At 41.0% G+C, this 25,314-nt stretch carries 18 protein-coding genes and 3 riboswitches; of the genes, 7 read left to right on the plus strand and 11 right to left on the minus strand.

All coding sequences use genetic code 11. From position 1 onward, the window contains the following. Positions 1-702 precede the first annotated feature (702 nt). Together B7E06_RS13485 and B7E06_RS13490 are read left to right on the plus strand one after the other, a co-directional pair. Positions 703-2,025: a 2-hydroxycarboxylate transporter family protein gene (locus B7E06_RS13485; RefSeq protein WP_082234490.1), complete on the plus strand. Its 1,323-nt coding sequence runs from the start codon at positions 703-705 to the stop codon at positions 2,023-2,025. A gap of 500 nt (positions 2,026-2,525) precedes the next feature. Continuing rightward, positions 2,526-3,995, plus strand: coding sequence for a NarK family nitrate/nitrite MFS transporter (locus B7E06_RS13490; RefSeq protein WP_143414497.1), 1,470 nt, complete (start codon positions 2,526-2,528; stop codon positions 3,993-3,995). A gap of 39 nt (positions 3,996-4,034) precedes the next feature. Here B7E06_RS13490 and B7E06_RS13495 read toward each other — a convergent pair whose 3' ends face one another. Together B7E06_RS13495 and B7E06_RS13500 are read right to left on the minus strand one after the other, a co-directional pair. Next, a complete protein-coding gene (locus B7E06_RS13495; RefSeq protein ID WP_082234492.1) occupies positions 4,035-4,961 on the minus strand; it encodes an Nmad3 family putative nucleotide modification protein in 927 nt (308 codons plus the stop codon). Between the two features lies 1 nt (position 4,962). Further along, positions 4,963-5,349, minus strand: coding sequence for a YbaN family protein (locus B7E06_RS13500; RefSeq protein ID WP_082234493.1), 387 nt, complete (start codon positions 5,347-5,349; stop codon positions 4,963-4,965). Between the two features lie 135 nt (positions 5,350-5,484). On the opposite strand from B7E06_RS13500, the gene B7E06_RS13505 reads away from it, so the two are divergent. From B7E06_RS13505 to metE, 3 genes are all read left to right on the plus strand, one after another. Beyond that, positions 5,485-6,651: a DUF4317 domain-containing protein gene (locus B7E06_RS13505; RefSeq protein WP_082234494.1), complete on the plus strand. Its 1,167-nt coding sequence runs from the start codon at positions 5,485-5,487 to the stop codon at positions 6,649-6,651. Positions 6,652-6,979: 328 nt separating this feature from the next. Then, positions 6,980-9,205 (plus strand): catalase/peroxidase HPI, encoded by a 2,226-nt coding sequence (gene katG, locus B7E06_RS13510; RefSeq protein WP_082236009.1) that lies wholly within the window; start codon positions 6,980-6,982, stop codon positions 9,203-9,205. 225 nt (positions 9,206-9,430) lie between these two features. Continuing rightward, a riboswitch (SAM riboswitch) is annotated at positions 9,431-9,538 on the plus strand. Between the two features lie 58 nt (positions 9,539-9,596). Continuing rightward, positions 9,597-9,789, plus strand: a riboswitch (cobalamin riboswitch). A 128-nt stretch (positions 9,790-9,917) separates the two neighbouring features. Continuing rightward, positions 9,918-12,224 (plus strand): 5-methyltetrahydropteroyltriglutamate--homocysteine S-methyltransferase, encoded by a 2,307-nt coding sequence (metE, locus tag B7E06_RS13515; RefSeq protein ID WP_082234495.1) that lies wholly within the window; start codon positions 9,918-9,920, stop codon positions 12,222-12,224. Between the two features lie 571 nt (positions 12,225-12,795). On the opposite strand, the gene B7E06_RS13525 is transcribed toward metE, so the two are convergent. The 3 genes from B7E06_RS13525 to B7E06_RS13535 form a co-directional block, all read right to left on the minus strand. Then, a complete protein-coding gene (locus B7E06_RS13525; protein WP_082234497.1) occupies positions 12,796-14,433 on the minus strand; it encodes a DUF2207 domain-containing protein in 1,638 nt (545 codons plus the stop codon). Between the two features lie 81 nt (positions 14,434-14,514). Continuing rightward, the gene (locus B7E06_RS13530) at positions 14,515-15,036 is read right to left on the minus strand and encodes an RDD family protein (RefSeq protein WP_082234498.1); all 522 of its coding nucleotides are present in this window, start codon (positions 15,034-15,036) and stop codon (positions 14,515-14,517) included. Positions 15,037-15,387: 351 nt separating this feature from the next. Continuing rightward, positions 15,388-17,223, minus strand: a complete 1,836-nt coding sequence (locus B7E06_RS13535; RefSeq protein ID WP_425432196.1) for a Xaa-Pro dipeptidyl-peptidase — start codon at positions 17,221-17,223, stop codon at positions 15,388-15,390. Between the two features lie 245 nt (positions 17,224-17,468). Between B7E06_RS13535 and B7E06_RS13540 the strand changes: the two genes are divergently transcribed. Continuing rightward, a complete protein-coding gene (locus B7E06_RS13540) occupies positions 17,469-17,654 on the plus strand; it encodes an H-type small acid-soluble spore protein (protein WP_082234499.1) in 186 nt (61 codons plus the stop codon). A 294-nt stretch (positions 17,655-17,948) separates the two neighbouring features. Here the strand turns inward: B7E06_RS13540 and B7E06_RS13545 are convergent, their stop codons facing one another. Continuing rightward, a complete protein-coding gene (locus B7E06_RS13545; protein ID WP_082234500.1) occupies positions 17,949-18,530 on the minus strand; it encodes a cell wall hydrolase in 582 nt (193 codons plus the stop codon). A gap of 92 nt (positions 18,531-18,622) precedes the next feature. Next, positions 18,623-19,474: a VOC family protein gene (locus tag B7E06_RS13550; RefSeq protein ID WP_245807737.1), complete on the minus strand. Its 852-nt coding sequence runs from the start codon at positions 19,472-19,474 to the stop codon at positions 18,623-18,625. Positions 19,475-19,608: 134 nt separating this feature from the next. On the opposite strand from B7E06_RS13550, the gene B7E06_RS13555 reads away from it, so the two are divergent. Next, entirely contained in the window at positions 19,609-20,808 is a 1,200-nt protein-coding gene (locus B7E06_RS13555; RefSeq protein ID WP_082234502.1) for an iron-containing alcohol dehydrogenase, read from the plus strand. A 675-nt stretch (positions 20,809-21,483) separates the two neighbouring features. Here the strand turns inward: B7E06_RS13555 and B7E06_RS21890 are convergent. The 4 genes from B7E06_RS21890 to B7E06_RS13570 all read right to left on the minus strand — a co-directional run bounded on the left by B7E06_RS21890 (position 21,484) and on the right by B7E06_RS13570 (position 25,062). Continuing rightward, positions 21,484-21,639, minus strand: a complete 156-nt coding sequence (locus B7E06_RS21890) for a hypothetical protein (RefSeq protein WP_179134053.1) — start codon at positions 21,637-21,639, stop codon at positions 21,484-21,486. A gap of 99 nt (positions 21,640-21,738) precedes the next feature. Then, entirely contained in the window at positions 21,739-22,920 is a 1,182-nt protein-coding gene (gene purT, locus B7E06_RS13560) for a formate-dependent phosphoribosylglycinamide formyltransferase (RefSeq protein ID WP_082234503.1), read from the minus strand. A gap of 163 nt (positions 22,921-23,083) precedes the next feature. Continuing rightward, complete coding sequence (gene tenA, locus B7E06_RS13565; protein WP_082234504.1) at positions 23,084-23,773, minus strand: thiaminase II; 690 nt, start codon at positions 23,771-23,773, stop codon at positions 23,084-23,086. Positions 23,774-23,778: 5 nt separating this feature from the next. Next, positions 23,779-25,062 (minus strand): acetylornithine deacetylase, encoded by a 1,284-nt coding sequence (locus B7E06_RS13570; RefSeq protein WP_082234505.1) that lies wholly within the window; start codon positions 25,060-25,062, stop codon positions 23,779-23,781. A gap of 87 nt (positions 25,063-25,149) precedes the next feature. After that, positions 25,150-25,255, minus strand: a riboswitch (TPP riboswitch). Positions 25,256-25,314: the final 59 nt, after the last annotated feature.

A 25,314-nucleotide genomic window follows, 5' to 3' on the forward strand; every position in this document is an offset into this window, starting at 1 on the left:
GGAACATTGTGTAAGAGAAAACTATTTCCTTTAGAGGGTTACTGAAACTACAGCGTTCCGTTTATACCATCAACAGTAAAGAGGCTGGGAAATGGCGAGACTCCTGCAGGGAAATAGAGCTAAGGTGAGATCCGCGAGTGCAACGAGCTAGCTCACCAGCTCCCCGCGGAAAGCGAGTTATTTCCCAGCCTCGTTCCTCTTATACAGTAAACGGAACAGTTCATTCTCTTCATAAGTAAGAAAGAGACACGGAAATGGTGAGACTCCTGCAGGGAGATAGAGCCAGGGTGAGATCCGCGAGTTGAACGAGCTAGCTCACCGGCTCCCCGCGGAAAGCGAGCTATTTCCCAGCCTCGTTTCTCTTATACAGCAAACGGAACAGCTCATTCTCTTCATAAGTAAAAAGAGACGCGGAAATGACGGGACTCCTGCAGAGAGATAAAGCCAGTATGAGATCTGCGAGTGTAATTAGCTGGCTCACCCAAACTTAAAAACACCTCAGCACAGTAGAAAATAAAGAGCCAAATCATGCTGTTAACACTGCCCCATAAGATCTCTTTTTAATAAACGAAAAAGCAGCCTGGGCTGCTTTTTTTAATTACAATATTATCAATAGTTTCACAACATGTGAATTTTCTGTGAATTTAATTAAGCTGTATTAAAGCTTATGAAAACGCTTTATTCATAAAAAGGAGTGAAAACATGGCGAAAAGAGCTCAAGATTTAAAGGAACAACATCAGCATAATGTCAAGGAGATCCCGAACTCTAAGCAGGGAGTGAAGATTTTTGAACTGCCTGTTCTCTGGTTTACTATTTTTGCAGCAATCACCGTCCTCTGCTTATACACCGGAAATCTGCCGGGTGGCATGATTGGAAGTCTACTGGTAATGATTGTTTTTGGTGAACTGCTTGGTTGGATCGGTGACCGTACTCCAATCGTTAAAACATTTTTAGGCGGCGGGGCGATTATCGCTATTTTTGGTGCAGCTACTCTCGCTTATGTCGGCTGGCTGCCAGAAGCTTCAATTACTTCCATGACAGAATTTATGAAAGACGGCGGATTTTTAAATTTCTATATTGCAGCACTTATAACCGGAAGTATTCTTGGTATGAACAAAGATATTTTGATTAAAGTAGGTTTACGTTATTTTGTGCCGATTTTTGGTGCGGTTATTGGTGCAGCTGCCATAGCAGCTCTCCTCGGTGCACTCGTTGGCTTTTCTTTGAGAGACGCGGTTTTAGTGATCACCATGCCAATTATGGGCGGAGGTATGGGCGCAGGTGCTGTCCCTATGAGCCAGCTTTATTCAGAATTAATGGGGAATGATCCATCCTACTATATTTCTATGCTCGTACCGGCTCTTGCCTTAGGTAACGTATTTGCCATCGTTCTTGCCAGTATGCTCAACTTGCTCGGCAACAAGTATCCTTCACTTACAGGTAATGGACAGCTTATCAGCGGCTTTCATTATAAAGAAACAAAACAGTCGTATGATATTCAAAAAATGGGCATTGGACTACTTGCAGCAATTACATTCTTTGCTTTAGGTTCACTGCTTGGTGACTTCATTCCACTTCACCCTTATGCTCTGATGATTATTGCAGTAGCTGTAGCGAAAATTGCGAATATCATACCGCAAAGTATACTTGATGGCGCCAGTCAGTGGTATAAGTTCGTAGCGAGCAACTGGACATTTGCCTTGCTATTTGGAATTGGTATCGCCTATACGGATCTTGGGACTGTAATTGAAGCATTAACCCTTCAATATATTCTTACTGTCTTTGGGGTAGTACTTGGAGCCATTCTTGGCGCAGGTTTACTAGGAAAACTGGTTGGCTTTTATCCGATCGAGGCTGCGATTACAGCAGGTTTATGTATGGCAAACATGGGCGGTACTGGAGATGTTGCCGTTCTATCTGCTTCCAGGAGAATGGAGCTTATGCCATTTGCGCAAATATCCTCCCGACTTGGCGGTGCACTGATCTTACTGTTAGCGGGATTAATCATCCCACTGTTTATGTAAAAATGAATATTTCAAAGAGAGCGTTGAATTTCAGCGCTCTCTTTTTTCTGTTCCTTCTAAGTTTCATAATTAACAGGAAGAAGAAGCGAGAGACGTTTCTTATGGATTTTAGAGTTACGGAACCTTAACGTAAGAGGACTAAATTATAGGATCTTCCTCCAACCGTATCCTTACGTTTCCACCATCTCCACCTCCCCCGCTTAAAGGCGATTCATTTCCAAGCCTCTTCTCACTACACATGATAAACGGAACTCCTTTTTCTTTATCACCAATGAGAAGAATTTTTAGTCATCTTTCATTATTTATTCCAAACAGATGATTTTTCCACATAATTTTTTCCATAAACTATGTAACCGCTTCACCTGGCATAAAGTCTAAATCACAAGCGTATCATCCAATTTGTAATTACTATAAGTTATGGAAGAAAACCTTACACAACTTGTGACAGAGCTCTTAATATTTGAAATAATCAGCCTATTATAAAACATGGAGGACTGATTATGGATAAAGAAGTGAGTCTGTATAAAGGAAATAAGAAAATTCTATTTATGACTACTTTTGCTTTTTTCTTAAGCTTTGTTGTTTGGTTCAATATGGCGCCTTTTGCCTCAACTATTCAAAAAGCATTACAGCTGTCAAATGAAGAAATTGCTGTGCTGCTTTCCATTAACGTAGCTCTTACAATTCCCGCAAGAATTATTATAGGTATGTTAGTGGATCGTTTTGGACCAAAACATGTTTATACCACCCTATTAATTTCTGTTAGTATTCCCTGCTTTTGGTTTGCTTTTGCCAATTCGTTCTGGCAGCTGTTTATGGCGCGTGCATTATTATCTGTGGTAGGTGCTGGTTTTGTTATTGGAATTCGTATGGTTTCTGAATGGTTTCCTGCCAAGCACATCGGGTTGGCAGAAGGAATTTATGGAGGCTGGGGAAATTTCGGGTCATCAGCCGCTGCATTTTCACTGCCGCTTCTAGCCTTATTGTTCGGTGGTGAAAGCGGTTGGCGCTATGCGATTGCTATAACCGGTATACTATGTATTGTCTATGCGGTTATTTATTTCAGATCCGTCGAAAATGCCCCTTCTGGAAAAGAATTTAAGAGACCGAAGCGAAGTGGTGCCATGGAAGTTACCAGCTACAAGGGCATGGCTGGATTGATTATTATGTCCATTCCCTTATATGCAGCCCTCGCATTAATCACATGGCAATTGAGCAACACTTCACTCATCTCTAATCAGATAGCTATCCTCATCTATGTTATCCTTGCTTCCGTTTATTTTTATAATGTTTATAAAATCTGGGCCGTCAATCGTGATCATTTAAGAAAAGGAGTTCCTAAAGAAGAGCAGTATTCTTTCAAACAAGTGGCTATTTTGGATTTTGCCTATTTTATTACATTTGGATCTGAATTAGCCGTCATTTCAATGCTGCCTATGTTTTTTGAAGCTACCTTCAGCATGGGAGTAGCGGCTGCCGGCATGATTGCCAGCTCATTTGCTTTTATGAATCTTGTCGCAAGACCCGGGGGCGGATGGCTAAGCGACAAATTCGGAAGAAAGAAGACCCTTATCATCTTACTTGGAGCTACTTCTGTGGCTTATCTGGGTATGGCTCAGATTGGATCTGACTGGTCTATTATTGCAGCTGTGCTGCTTACTATGACGTGTTCCTTTTTTGTACAAGCTGGAGAAGGTGCCGTCTTTTCTATGGTCCCTCTTGTAAAGAAACGAATGACCGGACAAATTGCCGGAATGGTAGGAGCTTATGGAAATGTGGGATCGGTTCTTTTTCTAGCCATACTCGGGGTGCTTAATCCTTCTCTCTTCTTTCTAGGCATATCCATTATGGCTTTCTGCTGCTTTATCGCCTGTTTCTTCTTAAAGGAACCAGTAGTAGAACGAGCACCTGCTTTTCAGCCTGTGAAAGAACAGAATGCGAGAAAGTCCGGTGAAGAAGTGGCTATTTAATTTTAAAAAAGGTGATCTCTCAAAAAGAGATCACCTTTTTTAGTATGCTTTTTCAAACAGAGTAAGAAGCCAGTCAAACGACTTGGTTTCTAATTGTGAAATATACTCCTGCCCCCTGCCTGTAGACTGAACATAACAGTATTCTTTATCATCCGGACAGTGAAACCAGCGCTCCTTTATCTTATCCTTGACATTTAAATAGGTCGGCCTGTATTTGTCTTCATGGAAAAAGGACGGAAGTTTCCATATGCTTGGCTTATTTTTATGTTCTTTGGAAGACAGCAGCAAATCACTAGTCAGTCTGGGAAAATAGCCGCACCCTGGAATATCCTTATCTTCAAACAGCTTTTCGGCGGCTAAATAGATCGTATTGTCTATCCGCTTCTCAAAATCTATTTCTGAACCATGAGGATGAGTGCTTTTTACATGGACCGGCAGCTCTTTCTGGCTGTGTTTATCTATTACTTTCCCTACTTTAAGCCAACCATATATAAAGTAAGCCCCCTCTGTCCAGGCTCCTCTTGGATCCAATGGATGAACACGGTCTTTCATGGGCTTGAATCTACTAAAAAACAGGAACACGCTTCCTTTCTTTACTTCATGATTACGAAGATGACTTGCCGCAGAATCAGCCTGTCCAAATGCTCCTAAGTTTGGACCATTTAAAAGCCATGGACTTTCCCCGAGCATCGGGTCATAGTGGGCATAAGCCTGTTGAATAACTTCCCTGCTCTTACTGCTGTAACCCATGGCCGGATCATGAATCAGATCATATAAATTCTCTGCTTTCATACCTTCCAGATAATTTTCTTTAAGCTTTAAATCTTTAAAAGATAACCCTTTCTCATGATATATATCACCAGGAATCGGCAGTACAATATATTTTCCTGTTTTTGGATCATATGGAGAATAACCATACCCGGCGGAGGAATCAAACCCTTTTCTACTGAAAATAAGCTTATTCATTTTAACCTCCTCTTTTTTGATTAATGGTATTCAGTGATAATATAAACCAAGTAAAATAGGCGGCAATACAAATCAAAAGTATTTTCACAAATAATAAAGGAACGACGAACAGTGCTGAATATAGAATGGAGACCCATAAAGCAGTGATCCCCATGATTTTTCCTTTAAGGGGAATCCCTTTATATTTACGGTAATTCTTAATATAGTGTCCAAAATATTTATTTTCCAGAAGCCACCAATACATCCGGTCTGAACTGCGAAAGAAACAGGCTGCTGCTAGAAGCAGTAAAGGCGTTGTTGGAATAAGAGGCAGTACAATCCCTAATACCCCTATGGCTAAAGACAACCAGCCGATTATAATAAGCAGAAATCTCTTAATATTTTTCATGGATGAACCCTCACAGTTTGGCTGTAACTTCTTTCTCTACTTACTGGCAGATTCCCAGCCTTCTCTCCAAGTAAACCAAATCCTTCATATGTTAAAATAGAAGAATACTGGAATGTGTTTAGGAGTGGGAGATAGATGGACAAAAAAGACATTGCCGGCATCCGCCGACAGCTGAAAACAGATAATGATTTATTAAAGATTACAGATATTTTTAACGTGTACATTATGAAGGAAACAACGGATATATACCATCACCAGAGCCAGCCGTTTGAGATGCTTGACCGTGATCAGCAGGAGCTTTTCATGAATAATTTCAAAAAAATACTAACCGGCCAGCTCGATGAAAAACTATTTGAACTAAAATTCCAGCGTGATACAGAAAATCACACACAGCTTATTTTACATAAAGGGCTCCTGAGCAATGATGTGGAAGACTGGAAGGCACAAATGCTGCAAATGACAGAAAAAATTTTAAAAGATCATCCTTATGAAAAAGATGTAGTGCTCACCTATATCCGTGCGGAGTATAGGAAGCCGATGAAAGCCCGAAACGAAGAAGCAGAGGAAAGTGAACGGGATGCCGTTTACTCTAACCCCTTTATCCTTTGCAGTTTGAACAAAACCGAAGAACCAAAAAAAGAAATTCAATTCGATTATATTGAGAAAGAATTTAAATACAAAATTGAAGTAGATCCTGTGATTGACTTAAAGAACCCGATGACAGGCTTTCTTTTCCCTACCATTACGGATGGGGCTTCAGATGTCAATCATATTCTTTATTCAGCATCAAAAGCCAATGAACCAGATTACCGTTTTATCGAAGAAGTATTAAACGGCGAAGAAATCATGACAGCAAAGGAAGACAAGGCAGTATTTGAAGAGGTTATTAAGGATGTTGTCGGTGACCAGTTGAACACCTCCACCCTCTCAAAAGTTTATGGAGAAATTAACCGGGTTGTCGAAGAAAATGAAGACGATGAACCACCTAAACTTGACTATAAAGACGTAGAGCGGGTATTAACTCAAAGTGGTGAGCAAGTGGAACCTGACAGAATTAAAACCGCCTTTGAGCGAATTACGGACGATGAAACTTATGAACTGAAAGCCAGCAGTATCGTACCGAGATATAAATCCAAATCTATTAAAATCAATACAAAAATTGCCAACATCTCCATAAGCCCGCAGGATCTGGAATATGTACGCCAGGTAAACTATAAAGGAAAAAGATGCATAATGATTGAAATCGAAGAAGATGCAGAAATTGACGGATTTAAAATGCTTCCGGAAGCTTTTGGTGAATGACCACTTTTAAAATAAACTGATAGAGTATCTCTATCAGTTTATTTTAAACATTTCCCTCTGCGAATTCCCCCCTTTAAATGAGAATGATCTGAAAATTAATAAAGACCAATCTACCGCTTTTAAAAAACTAATTATATATAGTTCAATTCTCTTTGTAAGATCAGTAATTTCCTCTTTTGTTATCTAATAATTAAAAATCCCTGAAAATTTTCAGAAAATTTACATAAAACGCTTTCATTTTACTGTTCTTTTTATTACAATTATAATCTGAGAACAATTATAATGATTTCTCTTAGAGGAGGGAAAGGTAAAAGTGGACAAAAATGAAATGCATGAAAGCCAAGCAGGAAAATGTCCGGTTTCACACGGAAAAACGAAGGAAGAGAATGCAATTACGACTACAAAAGTAGGTACAACGAATAAAGACTGGTGGCCAAACCAGCTGAATCTTCACATTTTACATCAGAATGACAGAAAGACAAACCCAATGGGTGAAGACTTTAATTATGCTGAGGAATTCGAAAAGTTAGATTACGATGCTTTAAAGCAGGACCTTCATGAATTGATGACGGACAGTCAGGACTGGTGGCCTGCGGATTATGGCCACTACGGCCCGCTTTTTATCCGGATGTCATGGCATGCGGCAGGTACTTACCGTACAGGTGACGGACGAGGCGGCGGCGGGACAGGCAATCAGCGTTTTGCACCGCTGAACAGCTGGCCGGATAATGCCAACCTTGATAAAGCACGGCGTTTACTATGGCCCATTAAGCAGAAGTACGGAAACAAAATTTCGTGGGCAGACCTGCTAGTACTGACGGGAAATGTGGCCCTTGAATCTATGGGGTTAAAGACGTTTGGGTTTGGAGCAGGACGTGAAGACGTATGGCATCCTGAAGAAGATATTTACTGGGGCCAGGAAAAGGAATGGCTTGAAGACAATCGCTATTCAGGGGACCGTGAGCTTGAAAGTCCACTAGCTGCCGTGCAGATGGGGCTTATTTACGTAAACCCTGAAGGACCAAACGGAAACCCTGATCCCCTGGCCAGTGCCCGAGACATCCGTGAGACTTTTGCCCGTATGGGAATGAACGATGAAGAAACTGTCGCCTTAATAGCCGGTGGCCATACATTTGGTAAAGCCCATGGTGCAGGAGATGCCGAAGCACATGTCAGCGCCGCACCCGAAGCCGCTGATATTGAAGAACAGGGATTAGGATGGAAGAATACTCACGGAAGCGGAAAAGGCCGTGATACTATTACGAGCGGCGTAGATGGCGCCTGGACAGCAAATCCAACGACATGGGATAACGGATATTATGATCTATTACTCGGTTATGAATGGGAGCTGACAAAGAGTGCAGCCGGAGCCAATCAATGGAAACCGGTAAGTCCTAAACCAGAAGATCTTGCACCTGATGCTGAAGACCCTTCTGTTAAAGTGGAAACGATGATGACCACAGCTGATATGGCCTTACGAGAAGATCCGATTTATGAAAAAATCTCCCGCCGTTTCCATGCAAACCCGGAGGAGTTTGCAGATATGTTTGCTCGTGCATGGTTCAAATTGCTTCACCGGGATATGGGCCCTAAATCAAGATACCTTGGTCCTGAAGTTCCAGAAGAAGATCTGATTTGGCAGGACCCCATTCCGGAAGTGGATTATGAATTAACAGATAACGAAATTAAAGATATTAAAAAAATCATTCTTAGTTCCGGACTTACTATAAGTGAGCTTGTGACCACGGCTTGGGCTTCGGCCAGCACGTTTCGCGGCTCTGATATGCGCGGCGGAGCAAACGGCGCCCGTATCCAGCTGGCCCCGCAGAAAGACTGGGAAATAAATGAGCCTGAGCAGCTTTCAAGAGTATTATCGGTTTATGAGGCGATCCGCAGTGATTTAAATAAGAAAATCAGTATGGCAGATTTAATAGTTCTTGGGGGAAGTACAGCCATAGAAAGAGCAGCACAGAATGCAGGGGTCGATATAACCGTTCCTTTCACTCCCGGGCGCGGTGATGCTGCACAAGAGCAGACTGATGCTGAGAGCTTTGAGGTATTGGAACCGATGGCTGATGGCTTCCGCAACTATGAAAAGAAAGAGTACACTTTGAGCCCCGAGGAGCTTCTCGTAGATAAGGCTCAGCTGTTAAACCTTACGGCTCCTGAAATGACAGCATTAATCGGTGGCATGCGTGTACTTGGGACAAATTATAAAGGTACAGAGCATGGGGTGTTCACCGAACGAGTCGGTGCCCTATCCAATGATTTTTTCGTAAATCTTTTAGACATGAGTATTGAATGGAAACCTGTGGACTTCAACATCTACGAGGGAAGGAACCGCCAAACAGGTGAACTCGTCCATACAGCCACACGTGTGGATCTCGTATTCGGTTCAAATTCAGTTTTACGAGCTCTTGCAGAAGTTTATGCACAAGATGACAACAAAGAAAAATTTGTTCATGACTTCGCAGCTGCTTGGGTTAAAGTTATGAATGCCGATCGCTTTGACCTTAAACAATCTGATCATTTGCTGATGTCTCAGCAAGTATAATTACCACCACCTTGCCCGAAATCCTTAAGGGAAAAATTTATTTTTTCTTTTTAAGCAAAGGCAAGGTGTTTTTCTTTTTTCTAGAGCAGCTTCCGGAATACGCGAGTATTGGATTCCCCCCTATCTTCCAGCAAAAATTGTTACTCTTCTACTCTTTTATTAAATATTAATCATTTATTGACAGCCTCCCTGCCTCATGCTAGGCTTGTAATCAATTAAATAAATCTCTTATTCAGAGTGGTGGAGGGACTGGCCCTAAGAAACCCGGCAACCGATCAGAAGTGATTGTGGTGCTAATTCCAGCAGAGCAGCTTTAGTTCTGAAAAATAAGAGAGGTGCGTTTAGATAAACCTCTCTTATTTCGAGAGGTTTTTTTAATGCCCAATAATTTAATATCGTAGATCACTATGGTGCGGCCTTTAATTTTAAGGCTGCTTAAAAGGGAAGGCCGGTGAGAATCCGGCACGGTCCCGCCACTGTAATAGGGAGCATTCTGCTTTTGTGTCACTTTCTAAAATTTAGATGGGAAGGCGCAGGATGCAACGAACTTAAGTCAGGAGACCTGCCAAAGTGATTTCTCACTCAACCTACGGGATATAGGGAGGTGTTACGCGCATTGCTCAGAAGCAGTTTGTCTTTTAAAGTATTTTGCGATATCCATCTCTCTTAAACTAAGAGAGATTTTTTTATTTCCTAAAAAAATTCAGGAGGCATGCATATGATCAAAAGTTCAAATATCGGTTACCCGCGAATTGGAGAAAAGCGTGAATGGAAAAAAGCTTTAGAACGATTCTGGAAAGGTAATACATCAGAAAAAGAGCTTTTTAGTGAATTACAAACATTAAGAATTAACGACCTGAAGAAACAGAAAGAAGCCGGACTCGATTTAATTCCCATTGGAGATTACAGCCTGTATGATCACGTTCTTGACACAGCCGTAATGTTCGGATTTATTCCAGAGAGGTTCAGACACCAGGACTCTTCTTCTTTGAAAACTTACTTCGATATTGCCCGTGGAAGCAAAGAAGCCGTCGCTTCAGAAATGACGAAATGGTTCAATACAAATTATCACTATATCGTACCGGAAATTAGTGAGAATGATGAGCCTCGACTTACAGAAAATCGTCTCCTCCATTATTTTTTAGAAGCTAAGGATAAGGCTGGCATTATTGGCAAACCTGTTATTTTAGGACCCGTCAGCTTTTTGAAATTATCAAAAGGCTTCGAAAAGGAAGCTTTACCAAGACTGGTTAATCGACTTGTCCCTTTATACATACAGGTCCTCAAAGAACTCTATGAAGCGGGTGCTGAGTGGGTACAAATGGATGAACCTGTATTAACTACCCAGATGAGCGATGAGGAGTTCAAGTTATTAGAAAGCGTTTATGAGAGAATTAATGATGAAACGGAAAGCCTCCATATCCTTCTGCAAACATACTTTGAGGGAGTTGACCGCTATGAACAGATTATTTCTCTGCCAGTAGATGGAATCGGTCTTGATTTTATTCATGATGGCGGCGCTAATTTAGAAGCTATGAAAAAGTATGGATTTCCGAACAATAAAACGTTAGCAGCTGGTATTATTAACGGCCGTAACATTTGGAAAACCGATCTCACGGCCAAACTGACAAAGCTTGAGATGATAACAAACCTTGTCGACAAAAACAGACTGATCATACAGCCCTCCTGCAGTTTACTGCATGTTCCAGTTACGGTGAAGTCAGAGCAAAATTTAAAGCCTTCTTTAAAGAATGCCCTGGCTTTTGCAGATGAAAAACTTACAGAAATAAAACTCTTAGCTGATGGAATACATCATGGAAAGGAGCCAATCGCTGACAAATTGGACGAGCAGGCTGAGTACCTTAACAGCTTCTGGCACTCTGAGGCACGCACCAACCCTTTCGTTCGGCAGGAAGTGCAGTTATGGGAAGAAACGGATCCCAAAAGAAATGCACCTTACTCAGAACGTCAAAAAAACCAGCAGGAATTTTTCGAACTGCCTCTGCTTCCAACGACGACAATAGGAAGTCTCCCCCAAACAAATGAAGTCCGTCTGGCTCGTAGAAAGTGGCGAAAAGGGGAATGGGCGGATGAAAAGTATGAAGCTTTTATTAAGGAAAGCATGAATGAATGGATCAAGCGCCAGGAAGAAATAGGCCTGGATGTACTCATTCACGGGGAGTTCGAGCGAAATGATATGGTCGAATTTTTCGGTGAAAAATTGGCCGGCTTTGCATTTACACAGTATGCCTGGGTACAATCTTACGGTTCGCGCTGTGTTAAACCTCCTATTATTCACGGTGATATCTCCTTAACAGAACCAATGACCGTTAAAGAAATTGCCTATGCTCAGTCATTGACTGACAAACCGGTCAAAGGAATGCTCACAGGTCCAATTACCATTTTAAACTGGTCTTTCGTTCGCGACGACATTAGCAGATTTGCTGTTACAAAGCAAATTGCCTTAGCCTTACAAAAAGAAATAAGGTTTTTGGAAGAAGAAGGCATCCATATGATACAAGTCGATGAACCTGCCTTAAGGGAAGGACTGCCGCTTAAACCAGATAAACAGCAGGAATACCTTGATCAAGCTGTTTATGCATTTAAGCTCGCAACATCTGCAGTCCAGAATAAAACCCAGATCCATACACATATGTGTTACTCAGAGTTTGGAGAGATTATGGAGGCGATCGATCGATTGGATGCAGATGTAATATCTATAGAAGCCGCACGCAGCCACGGAGAACTAATTACAGATTTTGAGAAAACAAACTACGAAAAAGAAATCGGACTTGGTGTCTATGATATCCATAGTCCGCGTGTGCCAGAGGCTTCAGAAATGGAAAGTTATATTCACCGGGCTTTAGCAGTCCTGCATCCCTCTCAGTTTTGGGTGAACCCGGATTGCGGACTGAAGACAAGGGGGACCAGTGAAACAGTAGAATCTTTAAGAAACATGGTAAGAGCCGCCCGTTATGTGCGCGAGAACATCAAAAAAGCTGGTGATCCTGTTCACTAACCCTTTTAATAATGGTTTTAAAAGTAATAATCTTCTAGTATAATAGAATTATTACTTTCAAAGGGGAGAGAATGATGAGAATATTTGGAATTTCAATTATGCTCTTATGTGTTCTCAGTTATTCCTTCTCACTACATGGGCATGAGTTTAATTCCCACTTTGTAAGTGATAGCCAGGAATTGGTTATATATGATAGTTCACAACCGCTGGATGCAAGTTCAGGTGACTCCTTTATTAAGGCAGCTCCTTTAATTCCAGGTGTGATCATTTTTCTTATAGCCAGCTTAATTAGTGTTCACATTCCTATTTTTAAACGATTACAATATTTGACCCCCGTATTTTACCAGTCGAATTATGTGATCCATCACCTTTGATTCCTAAAAAACTTCAGAATCAAAGGAGGAGATTACAAATGATGTGGTTTCGTTTCATAATGATTGCGATGTTTTCACTGACAGCTCTTTCCCTGTTTACTTATCAGGGTACAGAGATCTACCATGCATTTATGGATTTCTTTAAAAAATAGAGGAAAATCCCCCTTAAGTTCAAGGGGGATTTTTTCATGAAAATTTTAAAATGCTCCAGACCCTCCTCCGCCTCCTCCGACACCAGTTCCGCTTCCGGAAAAACCTCCAGAATTGGTCGAAGCTGAAACGTGATGGTTTGCAGAATCAAAGCTGTTGTTTAAGGTTCCGGCAAGGATGAGAAAAATAACCCAATCATTAGTATTCATGCCAGGTGAAGCAGCCAAGTCCCTTGTACCGAGTCCGATTTGGTATAGAAGGGCAGGAATTTGGTCTTCTTTTTCCCACGTCTTCCAATCGTCTCCTTTTTTAAGAGGCTTAAGATCTTTTTTAAGTCGATGTCCCAATATAGTCAGCGGCTGATAAGCAATCGCAAATCCTATTAAATAGATAAACAGAAGAAGAGAGAAGAACATCCAGGCCAGCTGCCCAAATATCGGAAAAATTATTAGGAAGGGCAAAAGAACTAAAGCAAGGACCAATGCACCCCATCTGGTTCTTGTAGATCTTTCAAAGAGAGACAGCTGTTTATATTCTTTCTTTACTTCTTCCTGCCACTTCTGAAAATTTTCCTGATAAGCTGTATGGTTTTCTTTATTCTTTGTATATTCCTCCAGGTCCTTTGTGCTGAACGTTTCTCCGTCCCCTATCTGATGAAAGAGCCAATCCATTAAGTGATCTTCATGGCTGTATTCTGTGTTGCGGCTGACTACTCGAAAACCTTGGTCAGAAATCTTTTCAATATAACCTTTTCGATATAAGTCAAGAAGCGCCGAGGTTAAAGCTTCGTTCGTTAAATAACCGCCCTTCATAAAGGCAATCATGGCAGGCAGACTCAGTTTCTCCTTAGGGAAATTCATTCCCCCGCTTTCCTGCCGTTGTGCTTCACGTCTGGTTTCCGTTCTTTTCCTCCAGCCGATAATGGTTAACAATAATGCAATGATCAGGAAGGTGCTAAAGATATACGGCGCCCAATTGCCCCAGCGCTCTTCCTGCTTGGCTTTCGCAGCCATATTTGCATCCAATTCAGCTTTATCTGATTGAATAGCAGAAAGCATGTCTTGATCATTTGTTAAGGCGGCTGCTGAAAAAAGATCGGAATCATAAGTTACACGAATGTTTCCATTTCTTCCATCCGGCACTTCTCCCATTGCAAAAACGACAAGTCCACCTGTCTGCACCTCTTCTGTGTTGTAAGCTTCTTCTTCTCCATAAGCCGCTTTAACTTCCGCCGGCGCCGGAGGTTCTACGAAAATTGTTAAATTCTCATACGTTGATTCATTGCTTTCATCAAAAAATGGCCAATAAAAATCAGCTACATCAGAATAAACATCGATTCCATTTTTAATGGTGTAAAAGAGCTGGATGGTTACTTCCTCATCTTCACCACTGCGATGGATTTTATAAATTTCATCCTCCAGTTCGACTTTAAGATCATTTCCGTTTTCAGAAGCATGGAAGTTAGTAATAGAGGTACCTTCTTTAGGGATCAGGCTTCGAGTAATGCCATTAAATTCACCTTCAAAGCTGTAAGTATGGGATTCGGATACTTTCACCTCTCCATTTTCCTGCAACTCAGCATGAATCTCCGTCTGGTCAATTTCAAAGTCTACCGCCAGTGCATAAGTTGGAGAGGCAGCTATAATTATGATCATAAACAATCCAATCAGGATTTTTTTCATCATCTTCCCCCTCTTTCTTTCTCATATATACGATTTCGAAGAGTAAAAGAATTCATTACTCTTGGAATTTCATAAAATGAACTTTTAACGAGAACATCTAACGACGATTGTTTTTGCCGCAAAGTCGTAAATATTTTGCTTTTTCCTATTGGTAAGTGGAACAATCAAAAAAGCTATTATACAAATATTTACACTGATTAAAATTATATAAAGAATAGTCCCGGAAAAAACTGTCGGCAGCATGAGCCTCCAGATTACAAAGTGTGCCAGTTCCCATGGGGAAAATTTTATAATTGAACGTGCAAGAGAGCGGAAAAAGCTTATCCTCCCTCCCTTCTTATCCGTAACCATAAGACCCAGCTTTCTTTTCCCAAAGGTCCCCTGCCAATGAGACTGTTCACTGATAACAAAGTAAAGAACAACAGGCATAGTAATAAATAGAAACCCGGTGAGTTCAGCAGCAACAGGAGATTCTGTGAATAATGGGGTGATTGACTGGCGAAAAATTATAGAGATTGAACCGATAACTACGGTTCCATACAGCGAGATGAGCAGATAATCTAATAAGAACGCATAAATACGAAGTTTAAATGATGCGGGTGTCATATTGTTAGTCCCCCCTTTATTACGTAATGTAGTCTGCTTCCATACTTATTTGATTCATCCTTTTAAAAGACGGCGACCTGAAACTGCATGACGAGGGAATGAGGCAGGATGATGGGGAGAAAATTCTAAAAATTCTAAGGAGGCGTTCATGAGATTTCCTTCTTTCCACCTATTATATTTTATCGTCTATCCTTTTTCTCTCATTTTCTGCAAGTTAAAAAATGTACATATAATAAAAGTAGTTTTTTCTTGATCTTGTAATTGTCCTTTTTTAAGAACTTTTTTTACTATGTATTAATCAAAATCTTTTTAACCAAAAAAGCCCCCTGGTGTCCCAGAAGGCTTTGCAGGTTATTCTATAATTTTCTTACCACCGACAATAGGGAGAACTAATTTACTTCGTACTGGATCGACTGTAATTTTAGTCCCCGCTTCCGGACGAATGGTGTAATTATAATCAGACCCCATCACAACTACTCCAATCCTATGCTGTTTTTCAAAAATATAGTCATCCGGCTGCATGCCCCAATTGAATTTATATTCTTTACCTGGAGTCAATCTATGAGATTTTGAAACTGAATGGCGATTTTGCGGGTCAAGCCATCCTCTTGTGACAATTTCAAATGACCCATCCGGCGCATAATCCACCAGCAGTGCCGTTAAGTTTGCTGCAGGCTTATCAATGCTTGCTCGAATGGACATTTCAGGAGTGCCGCTCAATCTTGCAGGCATCATAAGCTCTTCTGTTTGAAAAGCAAGGCGATTTTCATGCTCTGTTTCTGGGTTGGCGGCTAATTCACTGGCTTTTCGTAAAGGACTATCTATAAAAGAATTACCGCTTTTATTTTTTCCTTTCATTGGTTTAACTTGAAGAGCTCCATCTTTCTGAAAATAGAGAGATATATCTTTTGCATTCTTATCCGGCCAGGAATCATACGTTTTCCAGCTGCCGTCTTCCCGCTGAATGTCCACCATTGGTTCATCCATAATGCCATTATTGATATTGTACAGCTCATGATCAAACCACCGGTTTAATGTGTTAAGCCATTCTTCATTACGGATCGAATATGGATTTCCATGTCCATACTGGTGAAGCCACAGCTTTCTATCAACATTCCCTTGCCCTAGAGCTTCCCACCACTGGGAAAGGTGCTGCATTTTTACATTCCAGTCATTTAACCCATGTACAGCAAAAACGCTGGCTTTCACATTTTGGGCATCTTTAACGTAATTACGCTCATCCCAGAAATTATTGTAATCCCCTGTTTCCCTGTCTTGTAAAAGCTCAATCTCCTGTAAAGTTTTATCGCACATCTCCGAGTTTTCCCGGGTAGTTACAGCTTTTGCAAGAACATCTGTGTCTTCCCCTTGATATCCTCCTGGAGCGACCACTGCACCATTTGCACGATAATAATCATACCAGCTGCTGATTGCAGCAATCGGAACAATCGTTTCCAGCCCATCAACTCCTGTAGCTGCCGCAGCATTAGGAAGAGTACCGTTATAAGATATTCCTATCATTCCAGTACTTCCAGTTGACCAGCTCGCCTCTACAATATTCCCATCACTATCGTAAGCTTTTGCCCGGCCATTAAGCCAGTCAATTACAGCTTTTGTACCCAGCGTTTCATTCTCTCCGCCGGAAGTCGCACATCCATTAGAAAGGCCGCTTCCAAGGCTTTCAGCAAGCACTACCGCATAGCCACGCGGAACAAAGTAATCGTCATAATACCCCGGAAATGAAGGTTCACTCGGTCCAGCTGTATTTGTCTCTTGGTTTTCCGTCAATCTCATTTTATTACTGGAGGATGCTTTTCTGTGATCGGCAGGATGTAAAGGAACATCGACATCATGAAAGTCAATGGGATTCAATCCGGCACGATATGGGCTCATTTCGTATATTACAGGAACCTTAAGCCCTTCCTCTGTTTCCTTTGGTCGAATAATGTCAGCATGGACCCTATCAAGCTTACCGTCCCCATCACTGTCAATGGATGTTTCAATAAATACTTTTTCCTTAATCGCTTCATCATATGAAAAGACCGGCTGTGTCTTACCATCCTTCACTTCTATCTCTTGCACTTCATCGGAAATCGCTTTCTTCTCATCAGCCGAAATGTGAGTGGTAACACCTATAGATAGCAAAATTGATAAAGCAGCTGTATAGAACATACTCCTCTTCCCCAAAAAATCCCTCCTTAATTATTTTCATAATATTTACATTCAATGAAAATATAAGAAATCCTTTCCTTTTTTGGTGAAAAAAGAGAAAACAGTCGGAAGAGCTCAGGGCAATGGCCCCATTAAAGGTGATTTTATTTACTACCGAGCCCGGCTATAGTGTCAGCGACAAAATGGTGTGGAAAAGCAAATAAATGGTATATAAAACTTCTAAGTTGGCAGAACTATATTTTGAAAGGAGGAGATGAGCTATGAATAAAGAACGTGCAAAGGAAATATTCAATTCTTCAGAAATGATTGATGTTACTCACGAGGAACGTCCCGTTTATATTGAGGAAGTCATTGAAAGAAATGAAACCGCACGGATTCATCCTGTAGACCAGCCAAACGTCTACCAGGAAGTACCACTTCATGAACTAAAAGAGACAGGAAAGTAAAAGGTCTCTTTATTCTTATTAAGTAAAGAAATGGTGTTTCTTTTAATATGTGTGAGGAGTAAAACAGCTGGGAAACTTCCCGCGGGGTCGTTAAGCTATCGCTTCACTCGCGTATTTCACCATGCCTCTGTTTTTCCTGCAGGAGTCTCTCAATTTCCCAGCTTCTTTATTAATAGTGGAAACGGAACACGGGAGTCCATGGGGTTTCTATCAAGAAACAATGGTCAGGAACATAAATAAGGTTTCAAAATAAAAAAAGAGCAAGTACCTGTTTAGAGTACTTGCTCTTTAATCTTATTTCATAAATACGTGATTACCGATAACGGTTATTACTTCTTTGCTTTCCAGGTAGTCACTTTGAGCTTTGTCTGGATTGTAAAAGAAAAGTGACCCATTGTCCAAACCTTGATAAGCAAGGGCTTCATTTACAGCACGTTTTGATTCTTCACTGGCTGGATTATTAATTGAACCATTTAATACAGGCGAGAATTGAATACCGTCATTGATTACGTTGTGAATTGTATCAGGGAAAATATCGCTGTCCACACGATTTAGAACAACTGTAGCCACAGCTACTTTTCCTGAGTAGTTTTCACCTTGAGCTTCAGCTTCAACAAGACGGGCAAGAAGATCTTTTTCATACTCGCTTACCCCTTCAGGAAGCTTTAGCTGTTCTCCAGCATTAATACTGAAATCACTTTTATCATTAATGGCTTGAATCTGCTTTGCAGATACACCATTTTCCATCGCAATTTTATAGATTGAATCGCCTTCTTGGACGGTATAAGCGTTTGAACTAGCGAAGCTCTGTGCAGGAAAAGTAAAAGCTAATGCACAGAAAGCTGCTAATCCAGCCATCCACATTTTTTTAAACACTTGAAATCTACCTCCTAGATTTTGATCTATTATAAGTTAACATAAGAGGCAAATCTCTTTCATTATTAATTATTTCCAGTCTTTCCAATCCTTCAAAGAGTTATTTTTATCATATTTTCCGAAGGATCGTGGATAACAAAGCTTTCTCCATCCACTTTTGGTTCATAACCTAATTCCTTTAATCGCTTTATGGCAAGGTCCCTTGTCGCTATATCAGGATATACAATTGAAAAAAACTTTAAGCCTGCATTATTCTCAGCAGAAGGCTGCGCCCCTACTCCAACCCATGTATTTAAACCGATATGATGATGATATTTACCTGAAGAAATAAATACGGCGCGTCCGCCTAAACGGCTGACCGTCTCAAACCCAAGAGCCCTGTAGAAAGCTTCTGTATTTGTAAGTTCCGATACGTGAAGATGGATATGACCTATTACACTTTTTTCCGGGAGAGCTTTCCATGCTGAATCACCCGCAAGTTGAAGCAGTCCTTGAGTGTCTAAGGGATCGATACCCATAATCACCTGGGAATCCTGCCATTTCCATTCAGTTGAAGGTCTGTCTGAATAAATCTCTATTCCATTTCCATCAGGATCTTCTAAATAAAGCGCTTCACTGACAAAATGGTCGGAGGAACCGATAGGAATACGATTCTCTCTTAAATGTTTCAAAACTTTTGCTAATGATAAACGGTCAGGAAGTAAAATCGCGAAATGATAAAGGCCGGTCGTTTGTTCCTGCTTTGGCTGAATATTATTCGGCTGTAAAATAGTTAAAAGAGGTGTTCTTCCATTAGCAGTGAGAACAGCTTCTTTATGGGATCGTCTAAGCACATGAAAGCCGATCGTTTCCTTATAAAACTTTAGTGAGCGTTCTAAATCCACCACTTTGAGCTCCACATGACCAATAAATAGATTTGGATATTTAAAAAATTGCTGTTCCACCATCTTTACCTCCACTAGTTACTTTATGTAAGTTACTATATCAGTACATTGGCTAAAGTAAAGCTATTTGTTCTATTAAGCTAGTATGTCTAATATAATTTATATAAAAATCTATGGAAAAGGCAGGGAAAAATATGTATAAGTTCTATTGTCGAACATATCAGTTCACTTTAAAAATGGTTTCCCAGTTGTCTCCCCTTCGAAAACCGGCCCTGTTAGAAGGCCATAACAGCTTAAGAGAGCTTCCGAAAGTTATTAAAGAAAAAGGGATAGAAAACATACTGATCGTAACAGATCAGGGAATTAAGAACTTAGGGTTAATGGATGAGTTGATAAAGGAGTTAGAAAATCAATCAATAGATTGTGCTATTTATGATCAAACGGTAGCAAATCCAACAATTGAAAATATTGAAGAAGCCATGATGGTTTACAACGCGCACTACTGTCAGGGCATAATAGCTTTTGGAGGCGGTTCTTCTATCGATTGTGCAAAGGCTGCCGGGGCCCGCATCGCTCGTCCGGAGAAAAGCATTCCTCAAATGAAAGGCGAACTTAAAATAAGAAAAGATATACCTTTTCTCGCAGCCGTTCCTACTACTTCAGGAACAGGGAGTGAGGCTACTCTTGCCGCTGTGATCACAAATAGTGAAACACATGAAAAGTATGCAATTAATGACCCCGTCCTTGTTCCCGACTATGCTGTCTTAGATCCCCTGCTTATCATTAAGCTGCCTCCTTCATTTACAGCTTCTACAGGCATGGACGCTCTCACCCACGCTGTTGAGGCTTATATTGGCAGGAGTAATACTCAAGAAACAGAAGACTTCAGCAGAGAAGCGGTCAAGCTCATTTTCGAAAACCTATTAAAAGCATACTCTAATGGAGAAAACGTAGCGGCTCGAGAAAATATGCACAAAGCCTCTCATTTAGCTGGAATGGCTTTTACTAGAGCTTATGTTGGTTATGTACATGCTATCGCGCATACGCTGGGAGGTTTTTATTCAATTCCACATGGTCTGGCTAATGCAATTATACTCCCATATGTCTTGCGATATTATGGAGAAGCAGTGTATAACCCTCTTGCTGACCTGGCGGAGGCAGCAGGCCTTAGTGAGCCAGAAGAAACTGTTGACCAAAAAGCGGTGAAATTTATCGATGCTATTGAAAAAATGAATGAGGATATGAACATACCGAAGAAGATACCTGAGATCGAGGAGAGGGATATCCCGTTAATGGCAAGTCGAGCTTTTCATGAGGCAAATCCTCTTTACCCTGTGCCGAAAATTTTGACTAAGGAAGACCTTAGAATGCTTTACCAAATGATTAAACAATAACTGTAAGATTTGTTTCATTTACTTTAATAGTGTAAAGAGGAAGGGAGATAACTTGCTTTTTAGCGGGGAGCCGGTGAGCTAGCTCGTTCCACTCGCGGATCTCACCATGGCTCTATCTCCCTGCAGGAGTCTCGCCATTTCCCAGCCTCTTTAAATTAAATGGGGAAAACGGAACGCTGTAATCTCAGTAAGCTCTCTAATGGGAACGATCCTATTTTCTTAAATATTTCCGTTACTCCAAAAAACATAAAGGGCCGGGGGAAACGGCGAGACTCCTATGGGAGGGTAGAACAAGGTGAGATCCCGGAGGGCTAAAAGCCCGAGGAAGCTCACCGTTCGCCCATGGAAAGCGAGTTGTTTCCCCAGGCCCGATTCTCTTTATCAAGAAAAACGGAACAAAGGAATTCCCTTCAACTTTCTATCGAATTTATCCTCACTATTCCATTGTTTCTTTACTTCAATAAACATAAAGGGCCAGAGGAAACGGCGAGACTTCTATGGGAGGATAGAACAGGGTGAGCCCATGGAAAGCGAGTCTTTCCCCAGGCCCGGTTTTCTATTAAGGTAAACGGAACCAGTGTGCCCAACTGCTTCCAAATCAGTAAGCTAGAAATGTTATTTCGACAGAAAAGCTCTTTCAAAAGAATAAAACCCGGCACAGAGTACCGGATTTTATTACTTATAAATGTCATCGGCATGGTCGTATCTCATTTTTTCTGACTGAGTTTTTTCTTCCTGTTTTTTCACCTGAGATGTTTTGCTATGGCTGGATGACGTCATTTTTTCATTAATTTTACTTTGATTCTTATAGTCTTCTTCGTTTAGCTGCATATTTCTTTCCTCCTGAGAATTTTGAGTAAAATTAGTTTACCCTAATCGTCAGGTTTCATGAAAAATGATTTACCCGTTCCTCAAATATAAAGAAAATTCTTATTCTCCTTCCACTACATTAATTTGGGAAGCTGCCGCCTTCACGCGTTCACAGGCACTCTCTACAGTTTCTCCTTTGCTTAGCGCTACAGCCATACGACGGCCGACATTTGCGGAAGGCTTTCCAAAAAGTCGGACCTGGGTATTTGGTACAGTTAACGCTTCTTCTACACCCGATATTTGATAATGATTGGTTTCAATAGTTGACTTCACAGCGTGACTGGCTCCAGGTGCGATAAGCTGAATTTCTTCTAACGGAAATCCTAATATGGCCCGAACATGAAGAGCAAATTCTGATAGTTCCTGTGTGACTAGTGTTACCATACCTGTGTCATGGGGGCGAGGAGACACTTCACTAAAATATACTTCTTCTGAGGTAATGAATAGCTCTACTCCAAAAACCCCATAACCGCCAATCCTATCCGTCACTTTTTTTGCAATTGCCTCTGCCTGTCTTATCTGTTCTGTACTCATCTCATGCGGCTGCCAGGATAATATGTAATCACCGTCTTGCTGAAGGTGGCCTATAGGCTTACAGTAAAACGTTCCTGAAGCAGACCGGACGGTTAACAATGTAATTTCAGAATCGAAATGGACAAATTCTTCCACAATAACTCGCGTACTTTTCCCCCGCCCGCTGTTAATGGCTTCTTCCCAGGACTTCTCGATATCTTCTTCTGTTCGGCAAAGGCTCTGTCCCTTACCTGAAGAACTCATAATTGGTTTGATTACACATGGAGTCCCAATTTTAGCTACCGCATCTTTCAACTCTTCCAAGGAGTTGGCAAACTCATACTGAGCAGTCGGTATTTTGAGCTCTTCGCTTGCGAGGCGGCGAATACCTTCACGATCCATCGTCAACTGGGTAGCATAGGCTGTTGGGACAACATTATATCCTTCCTCCTCCAGTTGAAGAAGAATATCTGTCGCAATTGCCTCTATTTCCGGAACAATCAAATCTGGTTTCTCTTGTTCAATTACTTCTCGTAATTGCCTGCCGTCAAGCATATCAATAACGTGGAAACGATGAGCCGTCTGCATAGCGGGTGCGCCTTCATATCGATCGACTGCAATAGTTTCTATCCCTAGCCTCTGAGCCTCTATTATCACTTCTTTCCCTAACTCGCCTGATCCAAGGAGCATCATTTTTTTTGAATAGCTTTGATTTGGTGATCCATACATAGTAAAACCTCCGAATGTTTAGAATTACAGCTATTTTAACGTTAATCAACTAATGTTTTCAATAGTATCATCATAATTTACGAACAATAATTAAAAATTAACTAGTAATGTTCACTATTAACACATTAAGATTGGAGGCTCAGTTTACATTCTTTTCATCTCTTTATTCATTTAATAAGTCGGATTCTTCCTGTACCCACATTTTTTTCTGATAAGCCATTTCCCAAAATAAATACTCCAATTTGCTTGTATGGACAAAAATTTCTACTAGATGAGCCTTCTCTCGTTCCGGCTTATCATCAGCTAGCTCATTCATAAGCTGTTTCATTTTTTTAGCAAGCTCTGTAAATTCATCTGAAGCATACATCTGAACCCAATCTCCGTAGAATTCATGATTACTTGCTCCCTCTACTCGATTTAAAGCTAAGCCGATTTCATTGTAGCTCCACGTACAGGCCAGCACACATGCTACGACCTCAGCTTCTGAACCCTGATGAGCCTTATTAAGCATGTAGCTCGTATAAGCCAGCAATGTTGATGAAGGTGCTGTACTTTCTAATTCTTCTCTGCTTATACCAATCTTTTCCGCATATTTTAAATGGAGTGCCATTTCCTCGTTTAAAGTGGAGTGCAATAAATCAGCAAACAGAGTCATCGTTTCTAAAGTTACTGCTTTTACACTTCCTAAGGCAAATACCCGGCAATAGTCGATCAAATATAAATAATCCTGTTCCATAAAAAACTTGAATTTGTCAATTTCTAAACTGCCATCTCCAATTCCCTTTACAAATGGGTGTTCCAAGTATTTGTCCCAAATAGCTTTACTGCTATCATAAAGTCGATCTGTAAACATTAGACTTACTCCTTCCTTGCTGAATTGTTAAACCACTCATAGAAAAAAACGACCATAGTTTTTGTAAACTGCAAAAGTTCCTCTCTTTTCAGTGATTCATTGACAGCATGTGCCTGGTCAAGAGTTCCGGGTCCATATAAAACAGTAGGAATACCAGCTTCTGCCAGCCAGCCACCGTCGGTGACGGTAAGAGACATTAAATACTCTGCATCAGTCTGGTGGATGAGCTTGTGTGCATTTGAAAGCATTTGTACTCCCTTATAATTTGCATCCACTGAAAAGGCTGGAAAAATTTCTCCTCTATCTTCAATCATAGATGTACCACCCCATGAAAATTGAGGCGGGTGCAGCTTTAACCATGGGTCAGCCTGTGCTGCACGCTGAAGATGTTCTTCCACCTCTGTTATCACCTCTTCATAGTGTTCTTCAGGATAATAATGCACAGTAACCCAAAGGGAGCAGCTATCTGCAATGAAGGCGGGATGCCTTCCTCCTTCAATGACTGCAGGATTAATAGTATTTGAGCCTGGAGGAAAGCCAGGGCTTGACTTTGTTACGGCCCAGTAACGCTCGAGCTCTTGTAAAGCATTTACCATTATCATCATTTTTTCTATAGCACTGGCCCCATGAACACCTCCTCCGGCGTGAACAAAGGACCGCCTGCTGGCATCATGAAAGGTTTCAGAACTTTGTATTGTTATCCAGCCTGTAATAACACCTCCCTGACCTTGTATCGTGCAATTGCTCGTATCCACTACTAATGCCAAATCTGCACTATATCCTCTTTCACAGCAGGACTTCGTGCCAGCTTCACCAACCTCTTCGCCTACTACTGACTCAAAATATATATTTCCTTCTGGTTCAATTCCTGCTTCATCAAGGATCCTCAGTGCAAAAAGCGCCCCCGCTAAACCACCTTTCATATCGGCAGTTCCTCTGCCGATTATCTTATTTTCTGTCACCATACATTTGAATGGATCGCTCACCCATTGCTCATTCTCATCAATTGCTGCCACGTCCACATGCCCATTAATAATAAGGCTCTTTGCTTGATTCTCTAATGTGCCCTCTTTTGTTCCTACTACAACAGGATCACCAGGATACAAATCCCAGGAATCAATCGAAAAATTTAATGCTTTCAGCTGATCAGCAATAAATTTTTGAATGTCTTCACAATTACGAGCAGGCGGACTCACTGTTGGATAAGCTACTAATTTTGACAATAACTCAGTTACTTCGTCTTCTCTTTCTTCTACTTCTTTAAGAAGCTGGGATAACTTATTCTCCATCTAAATTTTGACTCCTTTCCATAACAAAAAACTCGCTCCTTTTAGAGAAGGAGCGAGTTTTTTCTGTCAGTATTGAAATCACTGAAGCAATATCCCGCTTCACTTCCCTACGCTAGTATAATCTAGATCAGGTTATGAGGGTCAAAGCTAAAAAAGCTTCTCTCAGCCGTTCACGGCTCCCCTAGTGAATGTCTTATTTTACTATTAGTCCTAATTAGAACATAAATACCTTAAATCAACAATAGGGACATT

The sequence above is a fragment of the Halobacillus massiliensis genome (genome assembly GCF_900166625.1).
Taxonomy (GTDB): domain Bacteria; phylum Bacillota; class Bacilli; order Bacillales; family Halobacillaceae; genus Halobacillus_A; species Halobacillus_A massiliensis.

Excerpts from the sequence above, each read along its gene's own strand:
- B7E06_RS13485 (WP_082234490.1), top strand. The coding sequence starts at position 703 with ATGGCGAAAAGAGCTCAAGATTTAAAGGAACAACATCAGCATAATGTC.
- B7E06_RS13490 (WP_143414497.1), top strand. The coding sequence starts at position 2,526 with ATGGATAAAGAAGTGAGTCTGTATAAAGGAAATAAGAAAATTCTATTT.
- B7E06_RS13495 (WP_082234492.1), bottom strand. The coding sequence starts at position 4,961 with ATGAATAAGCTTATTTTCAGTAGAAAAGGGTTTGATTCCTCCGCCGGG.
- B7E06_RS13500 (WP_082234493.1), bottom strand. The coding sequence starts at position 5,349 with ATGAAAAATATTAAGAGATTTCTGCTTATTATAATCGGCTGGTTGTCT.
- B7E06_RS13505 (WP_082234494.1), top strand. The coding sequence starts at position 5,485 with ATGGACAAAAAAGACATTGCCGGCATCCGCCGACAGCTGAAAACAGAT.
- katG (WP_082236009.1), top strand. The coding sequence starts at position 6,980 with ATGCATGAAAGCCAAGCAGGAAAATGTCCGGTTTCACACGGAAAAACG.
- metE (WP_082234495.1), top strand. The coding sequence starts at position 9,918 with ATGCATATGATCAAAAGTTCAAATATCGGTTACCCGCGAATTGGAGAA.
- B7E06_RS13525 (WP_082234497.1), bottom strand. The coding sequence starts at position 14,433 with ATGATGAAAAAAATCCTGATTGGATTGTTTATGATCATAATTATAGCT.
- B7E06_RS13530 (WP_082234498.1), bottom strand. The coding sequence starts at position 15,036 with ATGACACCCGCATCATTTAAACTTCGTATTTATGCGTTCTTATTAGAT.
- B7E06_RS13540 (WP_082234499.1), top strand. The coding sequence starts at position 17,469 with ATGAATAAAGAACGTGCAAAGGAAATATTCAATTCTTCAGAAATGATT.
- B7E06_RS13555 (WP_082234502.1), top strand. The coding sequence starts at position 19,609 with ATGTATAAGTTCTATTGTCGAACATATCAGTTCACTTTAAAAATGGTT.
- B7E06_RS21890 (WP_179134053.1), bottom strand. The coding sequence starts at position 21,639 with ATGCAGCTAAACGAAGAAGACTATAAGAATCAAAGTAAAATTAATGAA.
- purT (WP_082234503.1), bottom strand. The coding sequence starts at position 22,920 with ATGTATGGATCACCAAATCAAAGCTATTCAAAAAAAATGATGCTCCTT.
- tenA (WP_082234504.1), bottom strand. The coding sequence starts at position 23,773 with ATGTTTACAGATCGACTTTATGATAGCAGTAAAGCTATTTGGGACAAA.
- B7E06_RS13570 (WP_082234505.1), bottom strand. The coding sequence starts at position 25,062 with ATGGAGAATAAGTTATCCCAGCTTCTTAAAGAAGTAGAAGAAAGAGAA.